Raw genomic sequence first — 17274 nt, forward strand, 5'->3', positions numbered from 1 at the left:
ACGGGCGGCTGGCTCGCTGCCGCGGTTGGCGGGGGAGACACGGAAACGCTCACGCGCCCTATGAAGGCGTTGAACTCGACGGTCGGGCAACGGAATTGTTCCGCGCATCTCACCGCATTGCTGGTAGCCGCCTCCTCGCGTCAGCGGCGCTCCCGATACTTCACTCTTTCGAGTGAGGCTGTGGTCTGGGGTCGGGAGGCTCGGCCCGGTCAGCCTCGGACCACGGCGGACCATGTGCCGCTACGGCACGGCAAGCACCGCCATCCACGGCCGGTCGACGGCATCTCCGATGTCCCGGCCGACCGCGCCCTCGGGAACCTCGGCCCACGCGTGCGCGGCGTGGGGCAGGAAGCGGGCGCCGAGCACCCAGCGGGCGCGTCGGCCGGTAAGGGCGGTCGCGATGACGGTGGCGCGGCTGATCTCCATACAGGCGATCCGGCCCGGCCACCAGCGCGGGATCACCGCCAACACCGCCGCATAGAGAGCGTCGAGGCGGGCCAGGCGCGCGTGGGGGAGGCCGCGCACCAGTTGCACGGCCGCGATCTGCCAGCGCAGCGGCCATCGGCTCATCGCCAGGGACAGGGCGAGCGAGACCGCAGCTACCAGGCGGTCGCGCCTGGGCTCGGTGGGCCGGGCCGTGGGGACCATGGCCGTCATCGCCGCCACCACCTGTGCTGAGTCTGCTGAGGTGGTTGATTGGTGTCGATGAGCACACCGGAGGCGGTGAGGCCGTCCACGAACTGCGCGATCTCGTCCTCGATGGCCTGCGGGCCCTGGCCGGTGGGGACGGCGAGCTCGTCAGCGAGGCCGGCCGTGCCGCCCCTCACGGTGAGGGCGTGCCAGATCTTCGAGGCGTCCTGGTCGAGCATCAGCCATGCCCCGCGCCTGACGTCGAGGACGGCCGTGCCGTGGGCACCGGTGGCGTGATGGATGTGAGGAGCCGGGCTCAGCATGCCGCCACCTCCCGCCGGGGCATCTGGCCGGTCAGCCACCAGCAGGTGACGGCGAGTTGGTGCAGGTGGGCGATTGCTGTCGCGTTCTGGCCCCGGGCCGCCTGGCCGAGCGCGTCCCGGACGGCGTCGGGGTCGATCAGTCCGTCGGCCGCGAGCGGACTTGACGTGATCAGCTCCTCGAGCTGGCTGTAGTGGCGGGCGAGTCCGGCGATGCGCTGGGCGGTGAAGGACCCCTTGGAGCGACGCGAGGTCAGCCAGTCGGGAAGCTGGGGCAGCGCGGCCCGCAGCAGCGGCTTGTAGGCCGTGAGTCCGCGTCGGGCCAGGGCCGGGACGGCGAACGCGGCCCTGACGACCTCGTTGTCCAGGTACGGGTACACCGGTGTGATGCCGAGCGTTTGGGCATAGGGGGCCCAGCCGCGAGCGGAGGCGCCCATCGCGCGCAGGGCGGCCCACTCGTCGAAGGTGTCGGCGTGCTCGGACGGCTGGTCGCGGGCGGCCTGCCGCAGCAGGGCCGCGACCTGCAGGCGGCCTTGTTCCGTCAGCCAGGTCGCCGACACTCCCAGGCGGCACCAGGCCCATCCGGCCGGGGCGCCCTGGGCCGGGAGCGGGCCGCGTTCCAGGACGGCGCCAGCCCGTTCGAGGGCGCCGGTTCTGCCGAGCTCGGCGGCCTGCTTCAGGGTCTTCCAGTAGGGGCCCGGAGCGGTGTTGCGCAGCCGGGCGAAGGCCACGACCTGGCGGTGGGCCTCACGACGGCGGCCCTCTTGCAGCAGGCGGACCCAGCAGGCGCTGGAGGCATCCAGCACCGTGTCCCCGCCGTGCCCTGTCACATGCGCGGGCAAAGCTGCCACCGGAGCCAGATACGCGGCGTCCATGGCCCAGTTGGCCAGGGCGAACACCGGCTCGCCCCCGGCCTCTGCCCGCGGTGGGAAGGTGAACGGCAGCTGCCGGGGCTCGCCTTCGGTGCTGGTGTGCCGGATGTATGCGTGGGCGGCGACGCGGGCGGCGAAGGATGAGTCCTCGGCGCTGGTGTAGCCGTCGGTGTAGGTCACCGCGTGGACGTCGCCCGCCGCGGCGGCCAGCAGCACGGCGGTGGACGAGTCCAGGCCGCCCGACAGATCGGCGCTCACGCTCGCGCCAGCATGGCGCACACGGTGCTGGACGGCGTCGGTGAGGGCCTGGCCGAACCGGGCGGCACCCTCGCGCAGTTCGTCCACCGGCTCGACACGGCTCACCTCGATGAGTCGGGGCGGTGCTGACGGCTCCAGCAGCAGCCCGAAGCCGCCGGGCACCGCACGGATTTCCTCAAAGGCCGTGCGGTGGGGCCAGTGGTGTCCGCCCACCACGAGGTGGGCCACCAGATACGGCAGATCCGCCACCAGCGGGTATCCCAGCAGAGCCGCGTCCGTCGCCCACCGCACCGGCCCACCCGGCGCACCCGGCGCACCGCGCAGGGTGTAGTAGACCGGCCGCAACCCGGCCAGGTCCCCGCACACGAACCGGTGCCCGCCGCTCTCGGCCACCACCCAGTACGCCCCCGGCCACCGAGTCAGCTCCCACCACCGGCCCGCCCGTACAGCGGCAAGGGCCCGCTGCAGGTCCTGACTGCTGGCCCCGCAGTCGCCCAGCACGGCAAGGCGCACCCGGCCGTCGGTCACCTGCCGCATCCCGCTGCCACCGTGCCATACGCCCTCAAGGCCCGTGACCGGGATCCCCCTTGGTGGTGCCCCGGTAGCGCAGACCATCCATTGTGTCGCCATCCCAGCCTCCCCAGACTCCCACTCATGAGCGCGGGGCCCGCTGCTGCGGGCCCCGCGATGAACCGCCCTGCTGGGTCAGGTCACTCGAAGTACCACTCCTTGTCGGAGTCGTTCTCCTTCTGGCTGCCCAGCGTCAGAGTGCCGACCGGGTGGGTGCTGACCTGCGGCATGAAGCCGCCGGTCCTCGGCGCCCCGGCGGGGCTTGCGGTGGCGGTGGGCTTGGTGGCGGTGACGGTCTGCTCGGCCATGACCGGCCTCCCTTGTCATCGGTGGATGCGGAGGTGTTGCTGCCTCCATGTCACCGCGAAACAAGCCCCCCTCCCAGAGACGGAGTTGGGTAGTTGGTGGGAGCGGATCTGGGAGAAATCTGGGACGTACGTCAGCCCTGCAGGAGATTGAGCACAGCCCGCTGGTAGACGCGGTACACCGTGGGGAGCTCGGCCAGGTGGGCGCGCTCGTCGATGCCGTGCAGCCCTACGTAGGGCACACCGAAGCCGGCCGTGGCCGGGATGCCGTGCCCGGCGAGCAGGTTGCCGATGTTGGAGGGCCCCGCGGTCTTCGGATTCACTGCGAGCCCCGCCTGCGCGGCCGCGTTCAGCAGGGCAGCGGCGGGCTGCTCGTCCTCGGCGAGGCGGAAGGGGGGCCACGTGGCGACCGGGGTGATCTCCGTGGGCGTTGGAGTGGGCAGCTCCGCGTCCAGCTCGGCGACGGCCTTGCGGACCAGTGTCTCGGCATCGTGGCCGTCGAAGGTGGGAGTGGTGCGGATATCGACATTCAGGTCGCACCGGTCAGGGGTGACGGAGAAGTCCTGGCCGCCGTGGAAGGCGGTGACGGACAGCTTCGGTGGCAGCGGGAAACCCGGAGCCCCCGCTGCGCCGGGAAGCGGGGCAGCGTCCAGGAGCCGGACGAGGCAGGCGGCACGGGAGATCGCTCCCACCACCTTCTTGCTGGATCCGGAGTGGCCGGAGGGGGCGTGCACGACGATGGAGGCCCGCCACAGGCCCCGCCCTCCGACCACGACCTCCTCCATGCCCGGGTATCCGATCATCACCCCAGCGGGGCGGGGAATCTGCGGGTCGGCGAGGTACGCGCGGGCGCCGCCGAAACCGCCGGTGTGCTCATCCACGTCCAACAGCACTGCGAGTCCGCCCCGCAGGTTCTCGGCGCGGGGCGCGAGGTCGGCGGCGATGTGGCAGAACATCGCCGCGGCGAGCTTGGAATCTGCGGCCCCACGGCCCCGCAGCCAGCCGTCCACGATGTCACCGGAATCGGGAGGGAAGGACCACGCCTGCTCATCCCCGTACGTGGCGGTGTCCACGCAGGCGTCCAGCGTCCACCACGAGCCCGGCCGGCCACCAGGAACCTGCACCAGCAGCCCCACCAACTCGCCCGCACCATCGCGCAGATGACGTCGGGCCAGACCTCGCGCGGCAAGCCAGTCCTCCAGAACACCCAGCACCGGCCCGTAATCGTCGATCCCGCCCCTGCTCGGCCGCCTGACCAGCTCTTGGGCGAGTGCCACCACAGATGCCATACGGTCATCGGCCGCCTGCCGAACATTCCCGCTCACGGCTCTCCCCACCACATCAGTTGTGCCGAACCGGCAGCGCACGGACGGCCTCGATCGTCTCCACCGGCCGTGCGGACGCGCACGCCTCCCGCCCATGGTGGACCAACCCCACCGCCGCCTCCCGACTGAGTAAGACGCCGCAGTCGAACCCCTCCGCCCCGTGAAAGGACGGCAGCGGCACCACCGCGGACATCTCAGACGCCACGAAGAAGCGCTCCAGGGCCGCGGCGGGCTCCACCATTCCGACGTGCAGCGTCTTGATGCCGTTACGACGCGCCGCCGGATCACGCAGCTCCAACAGCCGCACCAGATGGTCGGCGAGGGCCCGATGCCGCGGAGGACCGTAGAGCACGCGGTAGTGCACGAGGTCAGGGCGCTGGGCCACGGCAGTCTCGATCGCCGCGAGATAGGCCTTCTCCCGCGACCGGCTGCCGGTGACCACGAGCTGCTCCCGCGCTCCCGCAACGACGTCGACCATGGCCTCGACCAAGTCCGTCCAGCGGGTGAGGACTTTGACCACCACCGCCGTGCCGGAGGTCTCCAGCACGCTGGTGGCCTCCCCGTCCTGATGCGCGAACAGCACCTCCGGACGCTCGCGGTACAGCTGGCACAGGCCCGCGCGGTTCCGCTTGCCCGTACGGCGGCGCCCCGACTCCCAAGCGCTCATCAAACTGGCGTCCGTCGCACCGCCGGTGATCACGTTCAGCCCGTCGGCGGCCTCCTCCAGCGTCATGTTCCGCGCGCCCCTGGCTCGCTTGAGTGCCGAGTCACCCGTGCTGACCGCGACCACGAACATCGCCCCCTCAACATCCATCGATGCATTCGAATTCTTCCCCATACACAGGCAATTCAGCAGCTCCCCGCACGTTCCGTCCCGTCCAGGGTGCGAGGTGAAGCGTGGGTGCATCCGTAGGAAGACGCCCGGGTGGAACAGCTCCCGGGGCCCGACCCGCCAGGCCGTTGGGCCCGGGCGCCGCGCCCACACGCCCGAAGACGCGGCACCCGGGGTGGGCATCCCTGCACGGGCAAGGTGCCTCCGCGCGCTGCTCGGAGGCATTCGACCGAGCAGCGCGCGGTGCGGCGGTGTGGTTCGGCGCCCTCCACGGTTCCCCACCACACCGCTGGTGGTGCGCTGGTTTCTGCCGGCCCCATCGACATCCCGGCAGGAACCAGCGGTCTAGGGGGTCACAGGTGGGTTTCGTCGTACGCCAGGTCCAGGAACCCGCTCGCGCCAGACAGCTGCTTCAGGTACTGCTCGTACACCGTGGTGCTGTCGGAGATGTCGACCGGGGACATGCAGACGAGACCGTGGATCTTCCTGCGCTGCAGTGCCGCGAAGGCCTGGCTGAGGGCGGCCCGGTCGGCAGGGTCATCTTCCAGGCGTCGTCGCTGTAGGTGTCAACGACGGCCAGGCCCTGGCGCTCGGCGTGCGCACGTGCCACCGCGCGCCGACCGCCCACATCGCCCCCTGTTCGGACCAGGACGTACAGCCCGACCGGGATGGGCGCGGGCGCGTCAGTGCGGAGGGACCACATCAAATCCTGGCGCACGGTACTCGACCGGCGCCATTCGGCGGCGCGCGTTGCAGCCGGGGCAGCCCTCACCAGAGTCAGGCGTGGGGCCGACGGCCTGGCGAGGTCCGAGCCGTCACTGGGAGTATTCAGGTTCCTCATCCCCGATCAGCCGCCGTCCCGGAACTCGACGCGAAGCCCCCCAGGTTGGGGACGTCGGGAGCGGGCCCGATCGGCATGGCGGGCGGGCGGAGCGCGCGGATGCGCGGTGCCATCCGGCCGGCGGCCCGGGCGTCCGTGTGCCGATAGCGGACTCGTGCAACCTCGAAGAGGCGCCGAGCTTCCCGTAGGCGTCCTTGCCGCAGGGTTGCCTCGCCCAGAGACTCCTGGACGCCGGCCAGGTGGGCGGCAGCTCCCGTTGCCTCGAGCGCTTCCAGCGCCGGGCGCAGGAACCCTTCCGCTGCGTCGTGCTGGCCTTGCTGCGCATGAATCTGGCCGGTCAGGGCCAGGGCGCGACCGAGGCTGAACCGGTCGCCCGCTTCGGACAGCTCCCGGGCCGCACGCGTAAGGTACCCGCGCGCGGGCTCCGGCTGGCCGGAGGCCAAGTGGATCTCTCCCAGCGCCAGGCGGCACAGAGCGGATGCGTGGGTGTCGGCGAGCGGTGCGGTCTCCCTGAGGTCCAGTACCAGGGTCATCAGCTCGATCGCCAACGTCGTCTCGCCGTTCGCGGCATGGCACAGCGCGAGCTGGTAGAGGGCCTCTGCGCGGCTGTGCTGGTCCTCGTCGAGGGTGGCGCTCTCCAGGGCGATGCGGACCCAGCGGACGGCCACGCCCGTCTCGCCCAGACCGCGCAGCGCGATGGCCCCGCAGGTGAGCAGCGCGCGTTCCTCTTCGGGTTGGCCGCATGAAGATGCGGCTGCCACGGCGCGGGTGTGCAGGTCCAGCCACAGTTCAAGGGGCCGCAGCCGGTACAGCGCCGGCCAGGCGGGGTGGACGAGCTGCGGGATCAGAAGGAGCAGGCGGCGCTCCTGGGCGGCGGTGACTGCGGCTTCGAGGGCGCCCAGGTGCGTTGAGAGCCAGGTCCAGGCGCCGTCCTCGGTGCTGAAGCCGGGGGGGGGGCGGTGGTTGCGTGCAGGTTGCAGGCCCATCGCTGGCGCCAGGGCGTGAGCAGTCGCTCTGCGCTGGTGACCGTGGTCAGCATCCATTCCAGCCATCCCAGGAGGGCTTCATCGCGCGCCTGCTGTGATTCCTGGCTTTCTGCGCAGAGTCGGGCGAGGCCGCGCACGTTGCTGTGGAACGCGTAGTAGGCGTCGTGTCCCGAACCCGGTTCGTGCCTCTGCAGCAGACCGGCGTTGCAGAGCCTTGTCAGCTGCTCAGCTGTCTGGTGGGGGGGCACGATTGCACACGGCGGCTGCCGCGTTGACGGTCCACTGGGAGGGGGGGGGCAGGGCTGCGAGGAGCCGGCATACCCGAGCCGTCTCCGGGGGCAGTGCTGCAAAGGTCTCGGTGAAAGTCACGGGCGGACAGTGCCCCTCGGTCTCTTTCCGTCGTGCATGGGGCGGGGTGTGCTCGGGCGGCCTGTTCCAGGCGCGCCCGCCGCCGGTGGGCGCCGTGGTCGGCCTCCGGGGATGTGCGGCGCCCTGGGTGCGCCTCCGGTGCAGGGGCGCCATAGGGAGCGGCGCGAGCGGCCCTGGTGCCGCCAGGTGCTCACCATGTACTCCACGGCGGCGAAGCAGTCCTTGAGCCGTCGGGTGTCGGTCAGGACGATCGCGCCCAGCGCGCCGCGGGTCAGGTCGTCCCACATGAACCAGAAGCGGTCCTGTCCTGGCGTGCCGAAGAGCATCACCTGCACGTCGTAGTCGAGCTCTGCTCTCTTCACGGGCAGCGTGATGCGTCCGACGTCCATGGCGACGTACCGCTTCCCCGGCCCGAGATACGCCTTGTTGAGCTTCAGCAGGTCGGTGCCGCACATCCCCTTCCAGCGCCCCAGGACGCCCTTCCACGGCGGACGGGTAGCGATCACATCCGACCATTCCAGGTCAGCGATCCGTCCGCCGTCATCGGCGGGGAACGTCACCCGATCGAGGCCCCGTTGCGACCACACCCGATGGGCGTGACGGCGTGCATCGTCGAACACGGACTCGTCCTCCCACGCGATCTCACCGCTGTCCGCTGACGACCGGCCCCGTGAATCCTTCTGGCCGTTCATGCACGCCGCCGGAGCCGCCGAAGCCGCTGAGGCAGGCGCAGTGACCAAGGACAGGGCAAGCAGCGTCGCCATCACCAGCGGGACGCTGTGCTTCCGGGGCCGCCGCAGATCGTGCCCAGGGTTCCCTGCGCATCCCAGTGAGTTTCGGGGCGTGGCAACGTGGCGAGAGCGAGGACGCACGGGTCTCCGTTCGCAAGAAGACAGGGTGAGAGGAGCCTTCGTAGCGTGCCTGCAAGATTCTGCCGGCGAGGTGAGGCAAGCGCTTCCTCACCCGGACGAGGTGCTGACCCGCTGCCCACCGAGGCAGCGTCGGTCAGTGGTGGACGTTGCCCTGGTCTTCCTCGCAATCGGCAGGCGCATCCACCGCCCCGGTCACGCCTCTGTCTCACAGCTGCGTCGGCACCTCGGCAGGGGGCAGGGATGGGTTCTGGTCAGTGGGTTGTCCACGCCTCAGGAGGCAGGAAGCTCACCGGTGCGTCCATGGCCTCCGGGGGAGGAACACCGGTCGGGTGAGCAGGTGGTCCCCCGATCTCTGGACGCCGATCACTACGCCCAGGCTCCGTGATCCGGGTTCACCGAGGTTCGCATAAAACAGCTCGGAGAAGGGCTCGCGGATCCCGGCACGGTCGACAATCCACTGCTCGAGTTCCGAGGGCGTCCGGCCGACCAGCGCGACGCAGTCCGCGTAGACCTGAGGGCCCTTCAAGGCGTCGACCGATATCCCGCGCAGCCGCTCCTCCCGACCGTAGTAGAACGTCAGCCCCAGCCCCCAGCACTCTCCCTTGACCGTGCTGTACCGATCTCGCGAGAGAGCCGCACGCGTGTGGCGCTGGGGGTTCCGTACGAGGGCACCCAGCGCTGCGGTGACCTCCTCTGGCCGCATCCCGAAACGCAGCGGACCCACCCCCTCGAACGGTTCCAGCAACCATCGCCGCCGCCCGCTGTCCGGAAGCACATCCCACACACCCCACCGGTCGAACATTCACTCAATCCTTCATCCAAGATTCCTGCTTCACGATCCGGCCTTCCGTGTCCTGCTCGGTGGTAGTACGAGCCGGGCCGTGCTGGGCCACACCCCCAACCGCCGTACCAGCAACCAATGCCGCCCTCAGGCACGGTGCGTCGGCCATCCGAGGGCCAGGGCCCGTCCAAGGTCCGCCGCCGGGAGGCTCCGGCCGCGAGCCGTTTCCTCCCGGTGGCCCGCCCACGTCGGCCGTCGCTCAGGCGGTGTGACGGCGACGGCTGTGGGCGGCGGCGGCCAGCGCCGCGCCCAGGGTGATCGAGGCACCGCCAGCCCCGAGCATCCAGCCGGAGCCGGCGGTGCTGCCGGTCGCGGCCAACGTGGCGCCCGAGTCGGCGTCGCTGCCGGTCTCGGTCAAGGTGGCACCCGAGTCGGCCCGGCCGACGGTGCCTCCCGTGTCGGTGGCCGAAACCTGTGGCAAGTCGCCCTGCGAAGCGGGCTTGTTGCCGGGGTCCTGCGGCTTGCTGCCGAGCTCGCCCGTGGCCGGCGGCTCGCTCTTCTCGACCACGATGTCGAAGTCGTAGGGCATCGCATCCGACATGATGAGGGTGTCGTCCTCGTCGAGGTATCCGCCGAGCGCCGAGGCGTAGCCGACGCCTACCGGCGTGCCGACGCCGACCTTCATTCGCAACTTGATGTCGGTGTGCTCACCGGGCGCCAACCCGGCGAGCGTGGTGAGGTGGCCGATGTTGGGGTCGACCGTCTTCCAGACACATGCGTCCTCGTCGTACCACTGCAGGGTCAGCAGGTGCCACCTGTCGCGATTATTGTGGCCGAAGGCCGCCAGCAGAGCGTAGACGTCGACCGTCTTGATCGCCTTGGCAGAGGAATTGATGGCGCGGAAGGTGAAATTCTTCCAGCCGGAGCCGGGCACGACCTTGCTGGGCAGGCCGTGCAGCGTAGTGCTCAGTGCCGACTCGTCCAACTCCGCCGCACCGGCCGGGCCTTCTTCGGATTCCCGGGCCGGCCCGGCGGCAGGCTGGGCCGAGGTGACGGACTCGGCGGTCCCGGTCGGCTCGATGGTGCCGTTCGGGGTGGTGGTGGGGGAGGACGGCCGGGTTCCGCTGCCCGTCTCCTCTCCTGCGGCCGTGTCCACGGTGCCAGGGGCTTCGGGCTGCGTGGTGGGGGCGCCGGTCGGTACCGACTCGGCAGCGCCCGGCGTCGGCTCGGCAGGATCTCCGGCCGGGGGCGCCGTCGGGCTGGTTCTTGCCTCGGATGCCGCAGCAGCGGAGCTGGCCGGATCACCGACTGACGGCTCTCCTTGCCCTGTCGGGAGCTCCGGGCTCCCGGGCTCCGGAGCGGGCTCCGGTATGGAGAGGGCCGGCGGGCTGACCTCTGCCGCCGCCGCGGGTGCAGCGGCCAAGAGCGTCGGGGTGGCCATCGAGACGGCAGCCAGGGCTGCCATACGCATGTACTTCAAGAGAAAATCAAATCTGTCGCTTTGGGATGGAGTCCCCTAATCTTTCGCGGTTGTCAAAGTTTCCACTACCTTGCATCAATTTATGGACTCATAAGCCATGCTTTGGACAGGGCGCGGCACTGCTGCCCCTGGAGCGGGCGCCAGGCATATCGGGTCAGCGGCGGGAGAAGTCGGCTGCGTAGGTGGCTCGGGGAGCCCGGAGCGTCGTGTCCAGTGGGCCGCGGTCTGGACCGTGATGCCCAGGAGGCGGCTCAGGACGACGGCAGGAAGTTCGCCCGCAAGGTCGGCCGGGTGGCAGGGAAACTCCGCGGCACAGAAGGGATCGAGGTTCACGAGCGGATGCTATGAGGGGGGTCCGACAACAGTCGTGGCACAGCAGCGCATCGCCCGATGCGAACCCTTCGCCCCGCGCTCGCGGCACCCGGACGGGCAGCGAACACCCTGCGTCGACCAGCCTTTCGGCGGGACGGCCGGCGTCGAGGATGATGCAGCCATGACTGCTCAGCTTCCCGCTGTTACTCCGGCGAAGGTATTCGACACTCCTCGGGCACCGGCGAGGTGACCATCAGCCCCCTCGTTGTACTTCCTGCTGTGACCGTACTGAGTTTCGTCGTTGCAGCGCTCGCGTTTCGTCGGTGCCCGTATTGGGTGGCGGCGAGAGCGAACACGCCCTGGCATCCCCGCCCCGTGGATCGCGATCATGGGCGACGGTGACGAGTGGCGGGCCACCGGCATATCACCGATTTCCCAAGAGCATTGATCTGGACCGACGTGCGAGGTTACGGGCTGTCCGGCAATGGCTCGGGAGCTCGTGGCCCTGTCGTCCTGCAGTTGGCAGCGAGGCGGTGGGAACAGTTGAATGCCCTCGTGACGGACTGGACGCAGGTGGTCGATGCTCACGGGGCGGTTGGGCGAGTGCCACTGCTCCTGGATCAGGTAGAGCGTGAAGAAGTTCCGGAGGCGTGGGACGAGCTGTGGGACCGTCTCTGCCTCCACGGTGAGACGGTCTCCGCGGCGAGCTTCGCCGCTCTCCCGCGCTTGGCAGCTCTAGCTCCCGCGTGCGCCCAGGCGCTCGAACTGGCCTGCGCCATCGTGCGTGGCACGTTGCGGCACCCCGACGGTGAAGCTCTGCTCGCGGGCTGTCCGAACGAGGTCGCCCGGTTGCGGGAACTCGTGGACCAGAGGCTTCGGATGCGTCCGGCCGACTACAACCGGCTCTTCGGTGACCTGCTCGCCCTTGCGGGGCAGTACCACTGGAGCGACTCCTTGGGGGACTTCACCGACGACTTCTACGCCGCGTCCTGCCCCGGCTGCGAAGCGGCGGTGACCATCGCCGTCGGTGACCACGGCTGCTACGCGGCCATTCGAGACTGGGATCAGGGCGACATCGCGCGGCGGTCGCTGCGGCCTGCCCCGGCCGAGGAGCTTCGCGACCCGGGCCGATGGATGCACGCCACAGCCGGCCGGGACGGGCAGCAGCAGCTCGCCGAGGGGATCAGGCACATCTTTGGCCGCGCGGAGTGTCCGGCATGCGCCAGTGTGTTCGACATTGCGGAAGCCCACACGACCGCGAACCTTCCTCCCGCCCTGGAAACGTACTGAACAGTGCGAGGCGTCCCGGCCGCTTGCGATGATCTTGAAATGGCTGGCGTCATCACGGCTTCGGATCCCGAGTGCGTACTTCCGTTCAGCGGGCTGAGCCCGAGGCAACTCGACAAGCTGCTCACCGCGCTCCGGCGCGAGGACGCCGACCCCTGTCTGCGTACTCCTCTGTGTGGCCCTGGCAAGTCCTGGAAGGGGTACGCGCCTGCCGACAAATCGATCGACACTGGTGGGCAGGGCTCATACCCTTCCGAAGTGCTCGCACCCAGAAACATCGCATCCTGGCAGCAAGTGAAGTCCCGCCAGGACTTCACCACCTACCTGCAACAGCTGTCGGTCGACTGCGAGACCGCGTGCGACGACGGACAAGACACCCACACCCCCGCGGCACAGTGCTGGACCAACCGGTCCGTCGACGGCCTTCTGTGGGCCTGGGTCCGGCTTCTGGAGAGCCGGATCGACGGCCGGGACCCGCTGCACGAAGAGGCTCCCGGCAGGCCCGGTTGGCAGGGCCTGGCCTTCCAAGTGGACACTCTCCGCACTGCCCCGCCCGGGCCCGACCGCGCTCCCGCCGACTCGGTCACCGACTGGGAGGAGGTGGACAGCGCCCACGGCCTGCGCCTGTACACCGCGGCGCTCGCCGTCGACTTCGCCCGCGACCAGCGGAGAACGCAGGCGAGGGCCGACCACGGAGAGTGGGCCGGCGATGGCGGCAGCTGGGCATCCGGCACCCTCGCCCAGATGCTCGAATCCTGGGCCGCCTGGCTGGCCGACACACCGTTCCACACCCGACTCGAACCGGTCACCTGGCAGTCAGTCGCCCTTCAACTCTCGGCCGCCCGGATATACGAGTAACCCTGACAGGCGTCCGATCCTCTGGGACGACGACGGCACCGGAACAGATCGCTGGAGACTGGGGCCCCTACGGCGCAGCGTCCAGCGGTGGCGGCACCAAGCGTTGCCGTAGGTGGCAGCCCAGCCATTCGGGCAGATCACCTTGCGGCTGTCGTCGGGGTCGCGCTGGTGCTGATTCTTTACCTTGGCGGGCAGGAAGAACAGTGGCTTGTTGGCGGCCTTGCTGCCGGGGGGCGTGGGCAGTTTGGCCTGAATCAGCCAGGCGTGCTCGACAGCAGGCAGCGTCTTGTTGAAGTTCATCACCCATGTCGGGATGTACTTGTGGAAGGTGCATCCCGGCGTGCTGGTAGAGATCTTGGTGCAGCGGATCTCGGCGCCGGCCTGCCACCGTGTCGCTGCCGGGTGGCCACGGGGGAGTAGGGCTGGCCCTGAAGTAGCCGAGCCTGCGACCTCGCTGGGGCCTTTGCCGATCTGGTCCGCCACCGGCGCGGCTACCTGCTGCTGGAGTGGATCCGCCAGGCCGAGCAGGACGCTCCGAAGCCAATGCAGGGCTTCGCTAGCTTCCTCCGGCAGGACCTCGACGCCGTCACCGCCGGCCTTACCCCCTCTGGAGCTCCGGCGTCGGCGAGGGCCAGGTGAACGCGTGAAAGCGCTCAGGAGAGCGAGGTACGGCCGGGCGCCCATCGCTCTTTTGTGAATCCGCACCTCACGCGACCATGACCTTCAGGAGAGACCACCAAACCGAAAAGGCCTCCGCTGCGGCTGCAGCGAGCAGACGGTGAGGGCGCAACGCGACGGCACATACTGAGGGGGATCATGGACGTACTTCCGCTCATCAGCACGATCGTTGGCGCGGCAATCGGTATCGGCTCCACGCTGCTAGCCGACCGGACTCGTTGGGCACGTGACCGGCGTGATCGCGTAGAGCTTGCGCAACACCAGCTCCGCGCCGATTTCATTGCAGCCGTGGCTCGCAGCGCGGACATTGTCTGGAACGTCGCGCACCACGACCAGCCTCCAACCGAAGACGGCAATCGGGGTGCGCAGGAAGCGTTCCGGGAGGCGGACCTCTACACCTGGCGCTATCGAATCGCCCTCTCCTCACCGTCAGAGATCGTTGCGGCGAGCGAGACCCTACTTGATGCGCTGCGGCACTACAGGAACACCGTTGCTGCAGGCGAGCGAAAGGGCAGCACGCAGTACAGCGAGGCTAGAAGCACGTACTTCGCCGCCGTGGCCGAGGCGATCAACGTCCTTCGCGGCACACAAGGGCGGCTGCCGTTCTTGATTCGCCAGTCTGAACGCAGGGCTAGGGCCGACGCATCAAACCCTGCCGGACGCTTCCGTGCTGAGTGACGCTCCGTTACGGCTGGACGTCGAAGAGAGCAATGGACGGGGGTGGCGGGGCAAGAACGGCGCGAAGGCGCGTCAGTATGGCTCGCCACTGCTTCCAGTTCTCCGGGTCGACCCAGTTTGAGGCCGGTCCATCCTCGTGGCCGACGATGCGGGCGAGGGCTTCGTCGGCGAGTACCCGAAGGTCGGAAGGGAACATGGGCATCGGTGTTTCCGGGCCGTAGGACATGTCGATGGGTACGCCTCCCGGGCATTGCGCCGCGATCAAGGCGGCGGCGGCCACCGCCTCTTCCGCTTCCGCGAGGTAGCCGGTGGCGTCGATAGTCCGTATGAGGACGCCTCGGATCAGGGCTTCACGTGCCTCGGGCTCGGCTTCGTCGAGCGCGTTGGCGAAGTCCGCGGCTGTGTCGTTGTCGAAGGGACCGGTCTCCCAGGTACCCATGCTGATCTCCTTGCGTACGGTCGTCCGCATCCTTGCATCAGGCACTGACAACCCGACTGACGAAATACCACACCCCGCGCTTCGTCCTCATCGCCGCGCTGCGCGAGCACGGCCGTCCGGGACCGCGGTCGGTGGGGACGAGGACTTCGACGGCTGGGTCGCTGGGCGATCGGCAGCAGAGCTGACCGAACCGTTCCCCTTCGTGGTCGGCACGGACGGTGTGCTTCGGCTAACGCCGCGGCGAAGCGAGCACGTGGCCTGCGCCGGCGGGGACATGGTTCTGAGTGCTGGCGAGATCAGCTTCATGCGCGAGGCAGACCGGTGGACCGTGAGCGAGGTCAGCAACCAGTCCACCGGATACTGTCCGGACGTCACCTCCTGGCCGGCAGTCGCTCATGCTTTGGACGACGCAGAACTTGGGCGCCCCTCCGGCTTCACCCACGCGGTGGTGTTCCGGCGGTGCCCCGACTGCCAGGAGCACAACATCGTGCGCGAGGACGACTTCGTCTGCGTCTTCTGCGGCAGCAATCTGCCGGAGACGTGGAATGCGGATCCCGCCGTATGACGGCCCGAGGCCACAGCCACTCGTTGCTGGCAGCGACGAGGACAGTCGCTTCGTGGCGGACCGCGAGCTTGCCGTACCGCGTGGCGACGGCGCGTTACCGCTTGAGCCGGCGATCCCGCACCCGACCGCGTGACGCTCGCGATAGTCGACCGTGTGTGACTTGAGCTTGTCCATCGGCTCCTCCCGGGACTTGCCCGGTTGACCAAACACACAGCCCCGGAGGACCCGGCCCCTTCGCTCCACCCCTGTTACAGAGGCTTCAGCACCACTACGAGCCGGTCCGCCGGCACTCCTCGCGACGGTACTCAGCACCTCGCGGGTCCTCCGCTTGGTGCGCTCCCTCTCGCTTCTTCCAAGGGTGCGGTTCCGCCGAAGGGAGGATCGATTTTGTCGGGGCCGTTATGAGGCGTCGGCGTAGGCAAGGTGGGCGCCGCAGACGGTGCAGCGGAAGAGCATCGCGGTGGCGTCCTGGCCGAGATGGGTGAGGAACTGCTCGAGTTGGGCCGCGTCGCGCCAGCCGCCCATGCGCAGATCCTGCCTGAGCTGGTCGAGAGCTTCGGGGTGGGCTGCCAGCTTGCCGTAGCCGACCTCGCCGATAAAGGCGGCCGCATCGTGGCAGTGGACGAGCCAGTGCGGATCCTCCCAGGAGTGGAAGCCGGGGGTGCGGCGGGTGACCTCGTGCAGGACCTCCTCGCTGACCCCCTCGAGTCCGTCGGAGTCCATGAACTCGCCGGCGAACCGTTCAGCCGCGCTGCCGTCCGCGATGCACCAGGGGCAGAAACGTCCGCCGACCTCTTGAGCGGTGTAGAAAGTCGCGGTGTAGATCCACCCCGTGGCGCGGTTGCAGCATGCGCATGTCTCGATGCCTGCACGGATGGACCCGCTGGCGAGCGGATCGGGGTGATAGCGGAAGACGGGAAGTTCGGGGCTCACCGGTGCAGTGTGTTCGCAAGGCCGCCCCGCGATCAAGCAGTTACGGCCGACCAGTTGAAGTCCACACCAACCATAGGCCCAGGTCGTGCCGATATGCTCAGGCGTCGCGCGGAGGGAGCCTCGCGACGGGAGACGCTGATGCAGGGGTCTTTCGCTAGACTACACCCGGGGGAATCCTTATGCGTCATCACTTGTGCCTGCGTGCCGTCACGCTCACTGCAGTCTGTCTCGCTGCCGCCCTGACGGCCTGCGGTGCTGAGAGCGGGGAGGCCAGAGCCGGCAGCGAGGCCCTGGCAGAAGCCAAGGACAAGCAGACGGACACCTTTTCCGGACTGTCCGGCGCCGAAATCGCCGACAAAGCCATTTCGACGACCGCGGGCGCCTATTCACTGCGAATGAAGGGGACAACTCCGGAAACGGCCAGCGGGCTCAACACCCTTGACATGGTCGTCACCACCGCAGGTACGTGCGCGGGCACGGTAGGCAAGTCCCATACGGGTTCGATGCAGCTGATCATCACCGACGACACGGTCTACAGGAAGTACGACGAAGGGCTCCTGCGCGCCGCAGGCACCAAGGAGCGGGCAAGCGATGTCGAGGCTGCAGTCGACCTGCTTGCGGGTCACTGGGCGAAGACGAGCAGGATGAGTGAAGAGGGCAGGTACTACGTCAAATTCTGCGACCTCGACCTTCAGATGTCCGCATACGAGGACGCCGACACCTCCACGGCGCGTCGGGACGGCCGAGCCGTAGTTGACGGCACTCCCGCGATCAAGCTGTCGGGCGCCGACGGCAAAGACAAGTTCACCCTGTACGTCGCGAGGGAGGGCAAGCCCTACCTCTTGAAGGTTGTACAGGAATCCGTCGGGGGGAAGCCAGAAGCACTCACTTTCAGCGACTTCGACGAGCCCGTGAAGGCCAAGCCGCCCACTGGCGAGATCATCAACCTGGACCGGCCTCCACATTGATTGACAAGGAGCCGCCCCCGGCCTCGTTCAGGCCAGCATGAGGGCTGGCGCCCCGGTGTTCTGCGCCCCTTCGTCACTCGACCAGGACCGGGCACGACCAGCGGGGACAATGTCT

General features: G+C 69.0%; 17 protein-coding genes and 2 pseudogenes. 6 read left to right on the top strand and 13 right to left on the bottom strand.

Annotation, left to right across the window (positions count from 1 at the left end):
• Window positions 1–240: 240 nt before the first annotated feature.
• The 10 genes and pseudogenes from DEJ48_RS39085 to DEJ48_RS39125 all read right to left on the bottom strand — a co-directional run bounded on the left by DEJ48_RS39085 (window position 241) and on the right by DEJ48_RS39125 (window position 10117).
• On the bottom strand, window positions 241–657 hold the full coding sequence (locus DEJ48_RS39085) for a lasso peptide biosynthesis protein (RefSeq protein ID WP_150220793.1): 417 nt from the start codon (window positions 655–657) through the stop codon (window positions 241–243).
• Entirely contained in the window at window positions 654–953 is a 300-nt protein-coding gene (locus DEJ48_RS39090) for a PqqD family protein (RefSeq protein WP_150220794.1), read from the bottom strand. The genes DEJ48_RS39085 and DEJ48_RS39090 overlap by 4 nt, the downstream gene beginning before the upstream one ends.
• Window positions 947–2617, bottom strand: coding sequence for an asparagine synthase-related protein (locus DEJ48_RS39095; RefSeq protein ID WP_190537875.1), 1671 nt, complete (start codon window positions 2615–2617; stop codon window positions 947–949). Before DEJ48_RS39095 ends, DEJ48_RS39090 begins: the two co-directional genes overlap by 7 nt.
• Window positions 2618–2790: 173 nt before the next feature.
• Window positions 2791–2958 carry a hypothetical protein gene (locus DEJ48_RS40030; RefSeq protein WP_190537878.1) on the bottom strand — a complete coding sequence of 56 codons (168 nt, stop codon included), beginning with the start codon at window positions 2956–2958 and terminating at the stop codon, window positions 2791–2793.
• A 131-nt stretch (window positions 2959–3089) separates the two neighbouring features.
• Entirely contained in the window at window positions 3090–4244 is a 1155-nt protein-coding gene (locus tag DEJ48_RS39100; protein ID WP_150220796.1) for a M20 family metallopeptidase, read from the bottom strand.
• Between the two features lie 52 nt (window positions 4245–4296).
• The gene (locus DEJ48_RS39105) at window positions 4297–5013 is read right to left on the bottom strand and encodes an XRE family transcriptional regulator (protein ID WP_223832394.1); all 717 of its coding nucleotides are present in this window, start codon (window positions 5011–5013) and stop codon (window positions 4297–4299) included.
• Window positions 5014–5949: 936 nt separating this feature from the next.
• The gene (locus DEJ48_RS39110) at window positions 5950–6939 is read right to left on the bottom strand and encodes a tetratricopeptide repeat protein (RefSeq protein ID WP_190537880.1); all 990 of its coding nucleotides are present in this window, start codon (window positions 6937–6939) and stop codon (window positions 5950–5952) included.
• A 566-nt stretch (window positions 6940–7505) separates the two neighbouring features.
• A pseudogene (locus tag DEJ48_RS39115) lies at window positions 7506–7703 on the bottom strand (ATP/GTP-binding protein); the annotation flags it as partial.
• A gap of 763 nt (window positions 7704–8466) precedes the next feature.
• Window positions 8467–8982: a hypothetical protein gene (locus DEJ48_RS39120; RefSeq protein WP_150220799.1), complete on the bottom strand. Its 516-nt coding sequence runs from the start codon at window positions 8980–8982 to the stop codon at window positions 8467–8469.
• Between the two features lie 238 nt (window positions 8983–9220).
• On the bottom strand, window positions 9221–10117 hold the full coding sequence (locus tag DEJ48_RS39125) for a hypothetical protein (RefSeq protein WP_150220293.1): 897 nt from the start codon (window positions 10115–10117) through the stop codon (window positions 9221–9223).
• Between the two features lie 1191 nt (window positions 10118–11308).
• Here DEJ48_RS39125 and DEJ48_RS39130 point away from each other — a divergent pair.
• The 3 genes and pseudogenes from DEJ48_RS39130 (at window position 11309) to DEJ48_RS40035 (ending at window position 12898) form a co-directional block, all read left to right on the top strand.
• Window positions 11309–12043: a hypothetical protein gene (locus DEJ48_RS39130; RefSeq protein WP_150220800.1), complete on the top strand. Its 735-nt coding sequence runs from the start codon at window positions 11309–11311 to the stop codon at window positions 12041–12043.
• 39 nt (window positions 12044–12082) lie between these two features.
• Window positions 12083–12193: pseudogene (locus DEJ48_RS39135) on the top strand (IS5/IS1182 family transposase); the annotation flags it as partial.
• Window positions 12194–12298: 105 nt separating this feature from the next.
• Complete coding sequence (locus tag DEJ48_RS40035) at window positions 12299–12898, top strand: hypothetical protein (RefSeq protein ID WP_190538133.1); 600 nt, start codon at window positions 12299–12301, stop codon at window positions 12896–12898.
• Here the strand turns inward: DEJ48_RS40035 and DEJ48_RS39140 are convergent.
• Complete coding sequence (locus DEJ48_RS39140) at window positions 12857–13381, bottom strand: hypothetical protein (protein ID WP_150220801.1); 525 nt, start codon at window positions 13379–13381, stop codon at window positions 12857–12859. The genes DEJ48_RS40035 and DEJ48_RS39140 overlap by 42 nt on opposite strands.
• Window positions 13382–13714: 333 nt before the next feature.
• On the opposite strand from DEJ48_RS39140, the gene DEJ48_RS39145 reads away from it, so the two are divergent.
• On the top strand, window positions 13715–14254 hold the full coding sequence (locus tag DEJ48_RS39145) for a hypothetical protein (protein WP_150220802.1): 540 nt from the start codon (window positions 13715–13717) through the stop codon (window positions 14252–14254).
• Window positions 14255–14261: 7 nt separating this feature from the next.
• On the opposite strand, the gene DEJ48_RS39150 is transcribed toward DEJ48_RS39145, so the two are convergent.
• Window positions 14262–14693, bottom strand: a complete 432-nt coding sequence (locus tag DEJ48_RS39150; protein WP_150220803.1) for a DUF4259 domain-containing protein — start codon at window positions 14691–14693, stop codon at window positions 14262–14264.
• A 64-nt stretch (window positions 14694–14757) separates the two neighbouring features.
• On the opposite strand from DEJ48_RS39150, the gene DEJ48_RS39155 reads away from it, so the two are divergent.
• Window positions 14758–15258, top strand: coding sequence for a hypothetical protein (locus DEJ48_RS39155; RefSeq protein ID WP_411757566.1), 501 nt, complete (start codon window positions 14758–14760; stop codon window positions 15256–15258).
• Between the two features lie 399 nt (window positions 15259–15657).
• On the opposite strand, the gene DEJ48_RS39160 is transcribed toward DEJ48_RS39155, so the two are convergent.
• Window positions 15658–16191 (bottom strand): CbrC family protein, encoded by a 534-nt coding sequence (locus DEJ48_RS39160; RefSeq protein WP_150220804.1) that lies wholly within the window; start codon window positions 16189–16191, stop codon window positions 15658–15660.
• A 179-nt stretch (window positions 16192–16370) separates the two neighbouring features.
• Between DEJ48_RS39160 and DEJ48_RS39165 the strand changes: the two genes are divergently transcribed.
• Complete coding sequence (locus DEJ48_RS39165; RefSeq protein WP_150220805.1) at window positions 16371–17159, top strand: hypothetical protein; 789 nt, start codon at window positions 16371–16373, stop codon at window positions 17157–17159.
• Window positions 17160–17274 lie beyond the last annotated feature (115 nt).

Source organism: Streptomyces venezuelae (genome assembly GCF_008642315.1).
In the GTDB taxonomy this organism is placed as follows: domain Bacteria; phylum Actinomycetota; class Actinomycetes; order Streptomycetales; family Streptomycetaceae; genus Streptomyces; species Streptomyces venezuelae_D.

Excerpts from the sequence above, each read along its gene's own strand:
- DEJ48_RS39085 (WP_150220793.1), bottom strand. The coding sequence starts at position 657 with ATGACGGCCATGGTCCCCACGGCCCGGCCCACCGAGCCCAGGCGCGAC.
- DEJ48_RS39105 (WP_223832394.1), bottom strand. The coding sequence starts at position 5,013 with ATGACGCTGGAGGAGGCCGCCGACGGGCTGAACGTGATCACCGGCGGT.
- DEJ48_RS39100 (WP_150220796.1), bottom strand. The coding sequence starts at position 4,244 with ATGGCATCTGTGGTGGCACTCGCCCAAGAGCTGGTCAGGCGGCCGAGC.
- DEJ48_RS39090 (WP_150220794.1), bottom strand. The coding sequence starts at position 953 with ATGCTGAGCCCGGCTCCTCACATCCATCACGCCACCGGTGCCCACGGC.
- DEJ48_RS39120 (WP_150220799.1), bottom strand. The coding sequence starts at position 8,982 with ATGTTCGACCGGTGGGGTGTGTGGGATGTGCTTCCGGACAGCGGGCGG.
- DEJ48_RS39150 (WP_150220803.1), bottom strand. The coding sequence starts at position 14,693 with ATGGGTACCTGGGAGACCGGTCCCTTCGACAACGACACAGCCGCGGAC.
- DEJ48_RS39110 (WP_190537880.1), bottom strand. The coding sequence starts at position 6,939 with ATGGGCCTGCAACCTGCACGCAACCACCGCCCCCCCCCCGGCTTCAGC.
- DEJ48_RS39145 (WP_150220802.1), top strand. The coding sequence starts at position 13,715 with ATGGACGTACTTCCGCTCATCAGCACGATCGTTGGCGCGGCAATCGGT.
- DEJ48_RS39165 (WP_150220805.1), top strand. The coding sequence starts at position 16,371 with ATGCGTCATCACTTGTGCCTGCGTGCCGTCACGCTCACTGCAGTCTGT.
- DEJ48_RS40030 (WP_190537878.1), bottom strand. The coding sequence starts at position 2,958 with ATGGCCGAGCAGACCGTCACCGCCACCAAGCCCACCGCCACCGCAAGC.
- DEJ48_RS39095 (WP_190537875.1), bottom strand. The coding sequence starts at position 2,617 with ATGCGGCAGGTGACCGACGGCCGGGTGCGCCTTGCCGTGCTGGGCGAC.